Origin of the sequence: Pseudomonas sp. BP6, assembly GCF_017875935.1 — a bacterium.
In the GTDB taxonomy this organism is placed as follows: domain Bacteria; phylum Pseudomonadota; class Gammaproteobacteria; order Pseudomonadales; family Pseudomonadaceae; genus Aquipseudomonas; species Aquipseudomonas putida_Y.
In genome coordinates, this window is record NZ_JAGINI010000001.1 from 1,193,072 (window position 1) to 1,205,835 (window position 12,764).

8 protein-coding genes are annotated in these 12,764 nt (G+C 62.1%); 7 read left to right on the forward strand and 1 reads right to left on the reverse strand.

Going from position 1 to position 12,764, the window contains the following annotated elements:
• The first annotated feature begins 58 nt into the window (after positions 1-58).
• Positions 59-4,924 (forward strand): NAD-glutamate dehydrogenase, encoded by a 4,866-nt coding sequence (locus tag J3A98_RS05355; RefSeq protein ID WP_209964575.1) that lies wholly within the window; start codon positions 59-61, stop codon positions 4,922-4,924.
• Positions 4,925-5,187: 263 nt separating this feature from the next.
• On the opposite strand, the gene J3A98_RS05360 is transcribed toward J3A98_RS05355, so the two are convergent.
• Complete coding sequence (locus tag J3A98_RS05360; RefSeq protein WP_021785502.1) at positions 5,188-6,006, reverse strand: pyruvate, water dikinase regulatory protein; 819 nt, start codon at positions 6,004-6,006, stop codon at positions 5,188-5,190.
• Between the two features lie 191 nt (positions 6,007-6,197).
• On the opposite strand from J3A98_RS05360, the gene ppsA reads away from it, so the two are divergent.
• The 6 genes from ppsA (at position 6,198) to J3A98_RS05390 (ending at position 12,707) form a co-directional block, all read left to right on the forward strand.
• The gene (gene ppsA / locus J3A98_RS05365) at positions 6,198-8,573 is read left to right on the forward strand and encodes a phosphoenolpyruvate synthase (protein ID WP_019752139.1); all 2,376 of its coding nucleotides are present in this window, start codon (positions 6,198-6,200) and stop codon (positions 8,571-8,573) included.
• A gap of 102 nt (positions 8,574-8,675) precedes the next feature.
• Positions 8,676-9,668, forward strand: a complete 993-nt coding sequence (locus J3A98_RS05370) for an alpha/beta fold hydrolase (protein WP_245354938.1) — start codon at positions 8,676-8,678, stop codon at positions 9,666-9,668.
• Between the two features lie 337 nt (positions 9,669-10,005).
• Positions 10,006-10,497: a ribonuclease E activity regulator RraA gene (gene rraA, locus J3A98_RS05375; RefSeq protein ID WP_003248652.1), complete on the forward strand. Its 492-nt coding sequence runs from the start codon at positions 10,006-10,008 to the stop codon at positions 10,495-10,497.
• A 27-nt stretch (positions 10,498-10,524) separates the two neighbouring features.
• Complete coding sequence (locus J3A98_RS05380; RefSeq protein ID WP_176684436.1) at positions 10,525-11,520, forward strand: zinc transporter ZntB; 996 nt, start codon at positions 10,525-10,527, stop codon at positions 11,518-11,520.
• Between the two features lie 87 nt (positions 11,521-11,607).
• A complete protein-coding gene (locus J3A98_RS05385; protein ID WP_028697557.1) occupies positions 11,608-11,880 on the forward strand; it encodes a hypothetical protein in 273 nt (90 codons plus the stop codon).
• A gap of 2 nt (positions 11,881-11,882) precedes the next feature.
• Entirely contained in the window at positions 11,883-12,707 is an 825-nt protein-coding gene (locus J3A98_RS05390; RefSeq protein ID WP_003248659.1) for a mechanosensitive ion channel domain-containing protein, read from the forward strand.
• Positions 12,708-12,764: the final 57 nt, after the last annotated feature.

The following is a 12,764-nucleotide window of genomic DNA, read 5'->3' on the forward strand; positions in this document are numbered from 1 at the left end:
GAACACGGCGCACGCAGCGACGCTTCAATTATTACAAAGCCCAAGCGGAGTACCACAGATGGCGTTCTTCACCGCAGCCAGCAAAGCCGACTTTCAGCATCAACTGCAAGCGGCCCTGGCGCAGCACATCAGCGAGCAGTCCCTGCCACAAGTGGCGCTGTTCGCCGAGCAGTTCTTCGGCATCATCTCTCTGGACGAACTCACCCAACGCAGGCTTTCCGACCTGGCCGGCTGCACCCTGTCAGCCTGGCGCATCATCGAGCGTTTCGACCCCGAATATCCGCAAGTACGGGTGTACAACCCTGATTACGAACGCAATGGCTGGCAGTCGACCCATACCGTGGTCGAAGTGCTGCACCATGACCTGCCGTTCCTGGTCGATTCGGTGCGCACTGAGCTCAATCGCCGTGGCTACAGCATCCACACCCTGCAAACCACCGTACTCAGCGTGCGCCGTGGTGCCAAGGGCGAGCTGTTGGAACTGCTGCCCAAGGGTACCCAGGGCGAAGGCGTGTGCTACGAGTCACTGATGTACCTGGAGATCGACCGCTGCGCCAACGCCGCCGAGCTGACAGTGCTGACCCGCGAAATCGAGCAGGTGCTGGCCGAGGTACGGGTGGTGGTGGCCGACTTCGAACCGATGAAGGCCAAATTGCGTGAAGTGGTGGCGCAGGTGGAGCAGACCGCCTTTGGCCCTGCCCAAAACGAAAAGAGCGAAGTCAAGGCCTTCCTCGAGTGGCTGCTGGATAACCACTTCACCTTCCTGGGCTATGAAGAATTTACCGTCAAGGGCGACGCCGATGGCGGCCAGATGGTCTACGACGGGCAGTCGTTCCTCGGCTTGCCGCGTCGCCTGCGCGTGGGTTTGAAGGCAGAAGAGCTGCGCATCGAAGACTATGCCGTGGCCTACCTCAACGAGCCGCTGTTGCTGTCGTTCGCCAAGGCCGCGCTGCCCAGCCGCGTGCACCGCCCGGCCTACCCGGACTACGTGTCGATCCGTCAGCTGGACGCCGATGGCAAGGTGATCAAGGAGCACCGCTTCATGGGGCTGTACACCTCGTCGGTGTATGGCGAAAGCGTGCATGCCATTCCGTACATCCGCGTGAAGGTGGCCGAAGTCGAGCGCCGTTCGGGCTTCGATCCCAAGGCCCACCTGGGCAAGGAACTGGCCCAGGTGCTGGAAGTGCTGCCGCGCGACGACCTGTTCCAGACGCCGATCGACGAGCTGTTCAGCACAGTCATGGCGATCGTGCAGATCCAGGAGCGCAACAAGATCCGCGTGTTCCTGCGCAAAGATCCGTACGGCCGCTTCTGCTACTGCCTGGCCTACGTCCCGCGGGAAATCTACTCCACCGAAGTGCGGCAGAAGATCCAGCAGGTGCTGATGGAGCGTCTGAAGGCCAGCGACTGCGAGTTCTGGACCTTCTTCTCCGAATCGGTTCTGGCCCGTGTGCAACTGATTCTGCGGGTCGACCCCAAGAACCGCATCGACATCGACCCGCAGCAGCTGGAACGCGAAGTCATCCAGGCCTGCCGCTCGTGGCATGACGATTACTCGGCACTGGTGGTAGAGAACTTCGGCGAAGCCCAGGGCACCAACATCCTTGCCGAGTTCCCCAAAGGCTTCCCGGCCGGGTACCGCGAGCGCTTCGCTGCACACTCGGCGGTGGTCGACCTGCAGCATGTGCTGAGCCTGTCGGAAAGCAAGCCGCTGGCAATGAGCTTCTACCAACCATTGACCCAGGTTGGCGAGCGCACGCTGCACTGCAAGCTGTACCACGCCGACACCCCGCTGGCGCTGTCCGATGTGCTGCCGATTCTGGAAAACCTTGGCCTGCGCGTGCTCGGCGAGTTCCCGTATCGCCTGCGCCATGCCAATGGCCGGGAATACTGGATTCACGACTTCGCCTTCACCTACAGCGAAGGCCTGAGCCTGGAGATCCAGCAGCTCAACGACACCCTGCAGGACGCTTTCATCCACATCGTCCGTGGTGACGCCGAGAACGACGCCTTCAACCGCCTGGTACTGACTGCCGGCCTGCCATGGCGCGACGTGGCCCTGCTGCGCGCTTACGCCCGTTACCTGAAGCAGATTCGCCTGGGCTTCGACCTGGGTTACATCGCCAGTACCCTGAACAACCACACCGATATCGCGCGCGAGCTGACCCGGTTGTTCAAGACCCGCTTCTACTTGGCACGCAAGCTCACCCAGGACGACCTTGACGACAAGCAGCAGCGCCTGGAGCAGGCCATTCTGGCTGCGCTGGACGACGTTCAGGTGCTCAACGAAGACCGCATCCTGCGGCGCTACCTGGACCTGATCAAGGCCACCCTGCGTACCAACTTCTACCAGCCCGACGCAAACGGCCAGAACAAGTCGTACTTCAGCTTCAAGTTCAACCCCAAGCTGATCCCCGAACTGCCCAAACCGGTGCCAAAGTTCGAGATATTCGTCTATTCGCCACGCGTCGAGGGCGTGCACCTGCGCTTTGGCAACGTCGCCCGTGGCGGCTTGCGCTGGTCCGACCGGGAAGAAGACTTCCGCACCGAAGTGCTGGGCCTGGTCAAAGCCCAGCAAGTGAAAAACTCGGTCATCGTGCCGGTCGGCGCCAAGGGCGGCTTCCTGCCACGGCGTCTGCCGATTGGCGGTAGCCGTGACGAGATTGCCGCCGAAGGCGTGGCGTGCTATCGCATCTTCATTTCCGGCCTGCTCGACATCACCGACAACCTCAAGGACGGTGGCGTGGTGCCGCCGGCCAACGTGGTGCGTCATGACGATGACGACCCGTACCTGGTGGTGGCGGCCGACAAAGGCACCGCGACGTTCTCCGACATCGCCAACGGCATTGCCATCGACTACGGCTTCTGGCTCGGCGACGCCTTTGCCTCGGGCGGCTCGGCCGGTTACGACCACAAGAAAATGGGCATTACCGCACGCGGCGCCTGGGTGGGCGTACAGCGTCACTTCCGCGAGCGTGGCATCAACGTGCAGGAAGACCCGATCACCGTCATCGGGGTGGGCGACATGGCGGGCGACGTGTTCGGCAATGGCCTGCTGATGTCCGACAAACTGCAGCTGGTGGCAGCGTTCAACCACCTGCATATCTTCATCGACCCCAACCCCGAGCCTGCCGCCAGCTTTGCCGAGCGCAAGCGTTTGTTCGATCTGCCGCGTTCGGCCTGGAGCGACTACGACACCAGCATCATGTCCGAAGGCGGCGGGATCTTCCCGCGCAGTGCCAAGAGCATCGCCATCAGTGCGCAGATGAAGGAGCGCTTCGCCATCGAAGCCGACCGCCTGACCCCGACCGAGCTGCTGAACGCGCTGCTCAAGGCCCCGGTGGACTTGCTGTGGAACGGCGGCATCGGAACCTACGTGAAGGCCAGCACTGAAAGCCACGCCGATGTGGGCGACAAGGCCAACGATGCGCTGCGGGTCAACGGTAACGAACTGCGCTGCAAGGTGGTGGGCGAGGGTGGCAACCTGGGCATGACCCAGCTCGGCCGGGTCGAGTTCGGCCTGAACGGCGGCGCCACCAACACCGACTTCATCGACAACGCCGGCGGCGTGGACTGCTCCGACCACGAGGTCAACATCAAGATCCTGCTCAACGAAGTGGTGCAGGGTGGCGACATGACCGAGAAGCAGCGCAACCAGCTGCTGGGCAGCATGACCGACGAAGTGGCCGGCCTGGTGCTGGGTAACAACTACAAGCAGACCCAGGCGCTGTCGTTGGCCGCCCGCCGCGCCCGCGAGCGGATTGCCGAGTACAAGCGCCTGATGGCCGACCTCGAGGCGCGGGGCAAACTTGACCGCGCCATCGAATTCCTGCCGTCCGAGGAGCAGTTGGCCGAACGCCTGGCTGCCGGCCATGGGTTGACCCGCGCCGAGCTGTCGGTGCTGATCTCGTACAGCAAGATCGACCTCAAGGAGCAACTGCTCAAGTCGCTGGTGCCGGACGACGATTACCTGACCCGTGACATGGACACCGCTTTCCCGCCGTCCCTGGTCAGCAAGTTCGCCGAGGCCATGCGCCGCCACCGCCTGAAGCGCGAAATTGTCAGCACCCAGATCGCCAACGACCTGGTCAACAACATGGGTATCACCTTCGTTCAGCGCCTGAAGGAGTCGACCGGCATGAGCCCGGCCAACGTGGCCGGCGCTTATGTGATCGTGCGCGACATCTTCCACCTGCCGCACTGGTTCCGCCAGATCGAGGCACTGGACTATCAGGTACCAGCAGAAATACAGCTCACCCTGATGGACGAGCTGATGCGCCTGGGCCGCCGTGCCACCCGCTGGTTCCTGCGTAGCCGCCGTAACGAACAGGACGCTGGGCGCGATACCGCGCACTTCGGGCCGAAGATCGCGCAGTTGGGTCTGAAACTTGATGAGCTGCTCGAAGGCCCCACCCGCGAACGTTGGATGGTGCGCTACCAGGGCTTTGTCGAGGCCGGTGTGCCGGAGTTGCTGGCGCGTATGGTGGCAGGTACCAGCCACCTGTACACCCTGCTGCCGATCATTGAAGCGGCCGACGTTACCGGCCATGAGCCGGCGCAGGTGGCCAAGGCATTCTTCGCCGTGGGCAGTGCGCTGGACCTGACCTGGTACCTGCAGGAAATCAGCAACCTGCCGGTGGAAAACAACTGGCAGGCGCTGGCCCGCGAGGCATTCCGCGACGATATCGACTTGCAGCAGCGGGCGATCACCATTTCGGTCCTGCAGATGGTTGATGCACCGGAAGACATGGATGCTCGTGTGGCGTTGTGGGCAGAGCAGCACCGGGGAATGGTGGAACGCTGGCGCGCCATGCTCGACGACCTGCGCAATGCCACGGGTATTGACTATGCGATGTACGCGGTGGCCAACCGCGAGCTGGTCGACCTGGCCATGAGCGGGCAGGCGGCGGTGGTGCCGTCCTGAGCCTTGTGGTGAGGTAAAACAAAGCCCCGGCAGTGATGCCGGGGCTTTTTTGTATGCCTGGGCTGGCCCTTTCGCGGGTGAACCCGCTCCTACAACGGCCTGTGTCCAACCCTCGATGTGTGTCCAACACTGATCTGTGTAGGAGCGGGTTTACCCGCGAATACGGTAGCGGCGGCAACGGTGGGCGGCCGGGGAGATTGGCCAGCAGGGCCGGCCCTTTCGCGGGTGAACCCGCTCCTACAGGGGAGCGGGCCCGGACAGGTTTACTTGAACCGCCTTTCCACGCCTTTTTCGACCAGGATCTTGGCGGAAATTTCTTCCACCGAAAAATGCGTGGAATTGATGTTGGGAATGTTCTCCCTGCGGAACAGGCTTTCCACTTCACGTACTTCGAACTCGCACTGGGCAAAGCTGGAATAGCGGCTGTTGGGCTTGCGCTCGTGGCGGATGGCGGTGAGGCGGTCGGGGTCGATGGTCAGGCCGAACAGCTTGTTGTGGTGCTTTTTCAGCACCGCCGGCAGTTGCAGGCGCTCCATGTCGTCCTCGGTCAGCGGGTAGTTGGCGGCACGGATGCCGAACTGCATGGCCATGTAAAGGCAGGTTGGGGTCTTGCCGCAACGCGACACGCCAACCAGAATCAGGTCGGCTTTGTCGTAGTAGTGGGTGCGTGCACCGTCGTCGTTATCCAGGGCGAAATTCACCGCCTCGATGCGTTCCATGTAGTTGGAATTGCCGCCGATCGAGTGGGATTTGCCCACGGAATACGACGAATGGGCAATCAATTCCTGCTCAAGTGGGGATAAAAACGAAGAAAAGATGTCGATCATGAAGCCATTCGAGGTCGCCAGGATCTCGCGGATGTCCTGGTTGACGATGGTGTCGAAGATGATCGGACGGACCCCATCCCGCTCGGCCGCAGCGTTGATTTGCTGGACCATGGCCCGCGCTTTGTCCGGTGAATCGATGTAGGGACGGGTGAATTTGTTGAAGGGAATGCTCTCGAATTGCGCGAGCAAACTCTGGCCCAGGGTTTCGGCAGTGATACCCGTGCCGTCGGAGATGAAGAACGCGGTTCGTTTCATTTGCGATCTGGGCCTTAAGCTGATGACGATTCTTGGATATGATAAGTTCGGTTTGCCGAATGCGGCTGTCGACATTCTGCCACATTTGCAGAGCCTATTTTCCAGGTACAGGCCACAAACGCCCGGCCAAGTCAAAGAAGACAGGCGGGCGCCTTTTGAGCTTTTCCAACACAGTTAGTGGAGAGATCACCTTGGTAGAGTACGTAGTTTCCCTCGATAAGCTCGGCGTCCATGATGTGGAGCATGTGGGGGGCAAGAACGCATCCCTGGGCGAGATGATCAGCAACCTTGCCGGTGCTGGTGTATCGGTGCCGGGCGGCTTTGCCACTACGGCGCAGGCGTACCGCGATTTTCTCGAACAGAGTGGTCTGAACGACAGGATTCACGCTGCGCTCGACGCACTGGACGTAGATGACATCAACGCCCTGACCAAGACCGGCGCGCAGATTCGCCAGTGGGTCATGGAAGCCGAATTCCCGCCGCGTCTGGATTCGGAAATCCGTACGGCCTTCGCCGAAATGGCCGCCGGCAATGACAACATGGCCGTTGCCGTGCGTTCCTCGGCTACCGCCGAAGACCTGCCGGACGCCTCGTTCGCCGGCCAGCAGGAAACCTTCCTCAACATCCGCGGCGTCGATAACGTGATCCGCGCGGCCAAGGAAGTGTTCGCTTCGCTGTTCAACGACCGCGCCATCGCCTACCGCGTGCACCAGGGCTTCGATCACAAGCTGGTTGCCCTGTCTGCCGGTGTGCAGCGCATGGTCCGCTCCGAAACCGGCACCGCCGGCGTCATGTTCACCCTCGACACCGAGTCGGGCTTCCGCGATGTGGTATTCATCACTGGTGCCTATGGCCTGGGCGAAACCGTCGTACAGGGTGCAGTCAACCCTGACGAATTCTACGTGCACAAGAACACCCTGCAGGCCGGCCGTCCGGCCATCTTGCGCCGCAACCTGGGCAGCAAGGCGATCAAGATGGTCTATGGCGACGAAGCCAAGGCCGGCCGTTCGGTCAAGACCGTCGAAGTCGACCGCGCCGAGCGCGCACGCTTCTGCCTGACCGATGCCGAGGTCAGCGAGCTGGCCAAGCAGGCCATGATCATCGAACAGCACTACCAGCGCCCGATGGACATCGAGTGGGCCAAGGACGGTGACGACGGCAAGCTGTACATCGTCCAGGCCCGCCCTGAAACGGTGAAGAGCCGTTCCAGCGCCAACGTCATGGAGCGCTACCTGCTCAAAGAGAAAGGCACCGTGCTGGTCGAAGGCCGTGCCATTGGCCAACGTATCGGCGCTGGCAAGGTTCGTGTCATCAACGACGTATCGGAAATGGACAAGGTCCAGCCGGGCGACGTACTGGTCTCCGACATGACCGACCCGGACTGGGAACCGGTGATGAAGCGCGCCAGTGCCATCGTCACCAACCGCGGTGGCCGTACCTGCCACGCGGCGATCATCGCCCGTGAGCTGGGTATTCCGGCGGTAGTCGGTTGCGGCAATGCTACCCAGGTACTGAAAGACGGCCAGGGCGTGACCGTTTCCTGTGCCGAAGGCGATACCGGCTTCATCTTCGAAGGCGAACTGGGCTTCGACATCAAGCAGAACTCGGTCGATGCCATGCCGGAACTGCCGTTCAAGATCATGATGAACGTCGGCAACCCGGACCGCGCCTTCGACTTCGCCCAGCTGCCCAACGCCGGTGTCGGTCTGGCACGCCTGGAGTTCATCATCAACCGCATGATCGGCGTGCACCCCAAGGCGCTGCTGAACTATGCGGGCCTGCCTGCCGACCTGAAAGACAGCGTCGACAAGCGCATCGCCGGCTACAACGACCCGGTCGGCTTCTACGTCGAGAAGCTGGTAGAAGGCATCAGCACCCTGGCGGCGGCCTTCTACCCGAAAAAGGTCATCGTGCGCCTGTCGGACTTCAAGTCCAACGAGTACGCCAACCTGATCGGCGGCAAGCTGTACGAGCCGGAAGAAGAAAACCCGATGCTGGGCTTCCGCGGTGCTTCGCGTTACATCAGCGAATCGTTCCGTGACTGCTTCGAGCTCGAGTGCCGTGCACTGAAGCGTGTGCGCAACGAGATGGGCCTGACCAACGTCGAGATCATGGTGCCGTTCGTGCGCACCTTGGGCGAAGCCAGCCAGGTTGTCGACCTGCTCGCAGAAAACGGCCTGGCCCGCGGCGACAACGGCCTGCGCGTGATCATGATGTGCGAACTGCCGTCCAACGCCATCCTCGCCGAAGAGTTCCTGGAATACTTCGACGGCTTCTCGATCGGCTCCAACGACCTGACCCAGCTGACCCTGGGGCTGGACCGTGACTCGGGCATCATTGCCCACCTGTTCGACGAGCGAAATCCTGCGGTGAAGAAGCTGCTGGCTAACGCCATTGCCGCGTGCAACAAGGCCGGCAAGTACATCGGCATCTGCGGCCAAGGCCCATCGGACCATCCGGACCTTGCCAAGTGGCTGATGGAACAGGGCATCGAAAGTGTATCGCTGAACCCGGACTCGGTACTCGAGACCTGGTTCTTCCTGGCCGAAGGCCAAGGCGCGGCCTGAGGCTGTAAAACGCAGGGGGACGTCTGGCGTCCTCTTGCCTGGTTTTTTCCAGGGCGAGCTCCAGCAATGGATCCCGCCCTTTTTTGTGCACCAAGCAACCTTATGCAAAGCAGCAGCACTCTATTCCCCGTGGCCCTGCTCAGTGCCGAGCGCCGCGGCGATCTCAGCGAAGACGTGTATCGGATCAAGGCCGGTAATGGCCCGGACCCCAGCGTCGAGCTCGCCATCACCCGTCTGGGGCTGGCCGACCAGGGTCAGGCCCAAGGCGTGCCGGTCGTTCTCCTGCACGGCAGTTTTTCCAATCGGCGCTTCTGGTATTCGCCCAAAGGGGTTGGCCTGGGTGCCTATCTTGCGCGCGCCGGTTTCGATGTCTGGATCCCGGAAATGCGCGGCCATGGCCTGTCGCCGCGTAACCAGGACTGGAAGCACAACAGCGTTGCCGCCTACGCCCGTGATGACCTGCCGTTGATCAACGCATTCGTGCGCGAGCAGTCGGGCCAGGCGCCGCACTGGGTTGGCCATTCCTTGGGTGGCACCACCCTGGTAGCTGCGCTGGGCGGTGGTTTTCTGGCTGCCGAGCAAGTGGCCAGCGTGGCGTTGTTCGGCACCCAGATCAGCCGTGTCTATTGGCCGTTGAAAGTGCCACCGCTGGCTTGGGGTGCGAAGCTGGTGCTCAAGCGTTGGGGGCAGATATCCGGGCCACGCTTCAAGCGTGGGCCTGAAGACGAGCCGATAGGCCTGGCCCTGGAGAGCATGCGCTGGCACGGCCTGTTCGGGCGCTTTGGCGACAAAAAGCACGATTGGTGGGCGGGGCTGGCAGAGGTGGATGTGCCGCTGCTGGCGGTGGCCGGCGTTGGGGACTTCCAGGACCCGGTGTGGGCCTGTCGCAAGCTGTTCGAGCAGTTGGGCGGCGAGCGCAAGCAGTTCCTCCGGCTGGGGCGTGAGGAGGGCTTCGAGGCCTTTGGGCATGTCGACATGCTGGTGAGCAAGGCCGCGCAGGTGCAGGTGTGGCCGCTGGTGGAGCGCTGGCTGCGCAATCCGCTGCTGCCGGTGCATGCGTCCACTGTGGTTGCGGAACCTGTGCCTGCCAGCTGACTTTGCTGCACCTGTCATGGCCTCTTCGCGGGTGAACCCGCTCCTACACAGATTGGTGGTGGACACAGGCCGTCGTAGGAGCGGGTTTACCCGCGAAAGGGCCGGCCCTGCTGGCCAATTTCCCCCCGCCGTTCACCGTTGACGCCGCCACCGTATTCGCGGGTAAACCCGCTCCTACACCTGGATAACGGCGCGTTCCTGTGCAGGAACGGGTCACGCGTGGAAGGGCCGAGACAGGATGAATACAAATGACTGCCCGGTCCCGGATGACTGCGACAGCCTCCAAGGTGTAGCCTTGGCCGATACCCGCTTTCGTTGTGACTGACAGGAGCTTCCCATGCAGCATTACGTAACGCCCGACCTGTGTGACGCCTACCCGGACCTGGTACAAGTACTGGAGCCGATGTTCAGCAATTTTGGTGGCCGCGACTCGTTCGGTGGCCAGATCGTCACCATCAAGTGTTTCGAGGACAATTCGCTGGTCAAGGAGCAGGTTGAACTCGACGGCAAGGGCAAAGTACTGGTAGTCGATGGCGGGGGGTCGCTACGCCGTGCGCTGCTCGGCGACATGCTCGCCGAAAAAGCCGCAAAAAACGGTTGGGAAGGCTTGGTGATCTACGGCTGTGTGCGTGATGTCGACGTGCTGATCCAGACCGACGTCGGCGTGCAGGCCCTGGCCAGTCACCCCATGAAGACTGACAAACGCGGTATTGGCGATCTCAACGTGGTGGTGACCTTCGCCGGGGTAACCTTCCGCCCGGGCGAGTATGTATATGCCGACAACAATGGCGTGCTGGTTTCGCCGAGCCCGCTGAAAATGCCGGAGTAATGCGCTGCACGCGCTGATGGAGCTTTGATGCTGGAGGAAGACAACGCGCAGTGGGGGCTGGTGCATGCCCTGGTGCTCGATGGCAAAGGCGGCGCGCGCTCGATTGCCCGTACTGAACTGGATGACCTGCAGCTGCAACCGGAGCAGAGCCTGTGGCTGCACTGGGACCGCAGCCATCCGCAAACCCGTACCTGGCTGTTGCACGACAGCGGCCTGAGCGAGTTCGCCTGCGAGCTGCTGCTGGAGGAAAACACCCGGCCGCGCCTGCTGCCCTTGGCGGACGAACAGCTGTTGCTGTTCCTGCGGGGCGTCAACCTCAACCCGGGTGCCGAGCCCGAAGACATGGTTTCGGTACGCATCTTTGCCGAGGCGCAGCGGGTTATCTCGCTGCGCCTGAGGCCGTTGCGCGCCAGCGATGAAATTCTCCAGCTGCTGGAACAGGGCAGGGGACCGAAATCGGCCTCGGAACTGTTGCTGTTGATGGGCGAGTTGCTGACCGAAAAGGTTCAGGGCCTGGTCAGCGACCTGGCCGAGCTGGTCGACCTGGAGGAAGAAAAGGTTGAATCCGACGAGCGGTATACCCCGGAACAGGGCAGCCTGCAGCAGATCCGCCGTCGCGCCGCTGGCTTGCGCCGCTTTCTCGCCCCGCAACGGGAAATCTACGCGCAGTTGTCGCGCAGCAAATGGAGCTGGTTCGCCAATGCCGACGCCGATTACTGGAATGAACTCAACAACAGCCTGATCCGTTATCTCGAAGAGCTGGAGCTGGCCCGCGAACGCGCTGCACTGGTGCTGGAAAGCGAGGACCGGCGGCGCAGCGAGCGGATGAACCGCACCATGTACCGCTTTGGCATCATCACCTGCATCTTCCTGCCCATGAGCTTTGTCACCGGGCTGCTGGGCATCAATGTCGGCGGCATCCCCGGGGCGCAAAACCCTTTGGGCTTCCTGTTCGCCTGCATCGTCGTGCTGGGGTTGGCCGTGGGGCAGTGGTGGCTGTTCCGGCGGTTGCGGTGGGTATAGCTGTGCAATTTGAAACATTCGTCCCAACGGGATGTGTGACCCGTTGCCCGGCCATCTCGTCTCTTGCTGACACTGCGCGAGGTGCCCATGCACGATCCGTTTGAAGAATCCCTGCGCGACCTGCTCAAGGCGTCACCCTCCGGCAATGACCGGGACGACCGGGATGACGCCGCTTGCCTGGGTCGCGTGCTGAAAACCGCCAACCGCCAGGTTGGCGCGGGTGATCTGTTCAGCTTGCTTGGCCGCTGGTGCCAGGCGCTGCTGATTGCCGTGAACAATGGCTCGGCGCACGTTGCGCCGGTGCGTCGACACTCTTCCCGCAACGCTGCCAGCGGCAGCAAAGCAGATAAGGCCGATTGAATATGGAACTCGATCTCTGGACCCAGAGCCTGGTCACCGCGATGACTGCCCTTTGGACCAAGGTAGCGAACTTCATCCCCAACCTGTTTGGCGCGCTGGTCGTGGTGCTGCTCGGTTTCGTGGTGGCCAAGCTGCTCGACACGCTGCTGTCCAAACTGTTGGCCAAATTTGGCCTGGACCGCCTGATGGCCGGCACCGGCCTCACCAAAATGCTCGGTCGGGGCGGTATCCAGGTGCCGATCTCGACCCTGATCGGCAAGATCGTCTACTGGTTCGTGCTGCTCATTTTCCTGGTCTCGGCCGCGGAATCGCTGGGCCTGGAGCGGGTTTCGGCAACCCTCGACATGCTCGCCCTGTACTTGCCCAAGGTGTTCGGCGCGGCCCTGGTGCTGCTGGCCGGCGTGCTGCTGGCGCAGGTGGCCAACGGCCTGGTACGTGGCGCTGCCGAAGGTATCGGCCTGGAATACTCGGCGGGCCTGGGGCGCATCACCCAAGGTCTGGTGATCATCATCAGCATCTCGGTGGCCATCAGCCAGTTGGAAGTGAAAACCGACCTGCTGAACCACGTCATCGTTATCGGGCTGATTACCGTTGGTCTGGCCGTTGCCTTGGCCATGGGCCTTGGCAGTCGCGAAATCGCCGGGCAGATCCTGGCCGGCATCTACGTACGCGAGCTGTACCAAGTGGGCCAGCAGGTGCGGATTGGAGAGGTCGAAGGGCATATCGAGGAGATCGGTACGGTGAAGACGACGCTGCTGACCGATGATGGCGAACTGGTGTCGCTGTCTAACCGCGAGCTGCTTGAACAGCGAGTCAATAGCCGCTAACCGCACAAAAGCTGTTAATGTATGCCGCCGCGAAATTCGACCCACGGGGTCGCGCGG

What these genes read in the sequence shown, in the direction of transcription:
- J3A98_RS05355 (WP_209964575.1), top strand. Translation starts at nt 59, where the DNA reads ATGGCGTTCTTCACCGCAGCCAGCAAAGCCGACTTTCAGCATCAACTG.
- J3A98_RS05360 (WP_021785502.1), bottom strand. Translation starts at nt 6,006, where the DNA reads ATGAAACGAACCGCGTTCTTCATCTCCGACGGCACGGGTATCACTGCC.
- J3A98_RS05370 (WP_245354938.1), top strand. Translation starts at nt 8,676, where the DNA reads ATGCAAAGCAGCAGCACTCTATTCCCCGTGGCCCTGCTCAGTGCCGAG.
- rraA (WP_003248652.1), top strand. Translation starts at nt 10,006, where the DNA reads ATGCAGCATTACGTAACGCCCGACCTGTGTGACGCCTACCCGGACCTG.
- J3A98_RS05380 (WP_176684436.1), top strand. Translation starts at nt 10,525, where the DNA reads ATGCTGGAGGAAGACAACGCGCAGTGGGGGCTGGTGCATGCCCTGGTG.
- J3A98_RS05385 (WP_028697557.1), top strand. Translation starts at nt 11,608, where the DNA reads ATGCACGATCCGTTTGAAGAATCCCTGCGCGACCTGCTCAAGGCGTCA.
- J3A98_RS05390 (WP_003248659.1), top strand. Translation starts at nt 11,883, where the DNA reads ATGGAACTCGATCTCTGGACCCAGAGCCTGGTCACCGCGATGACTGCC.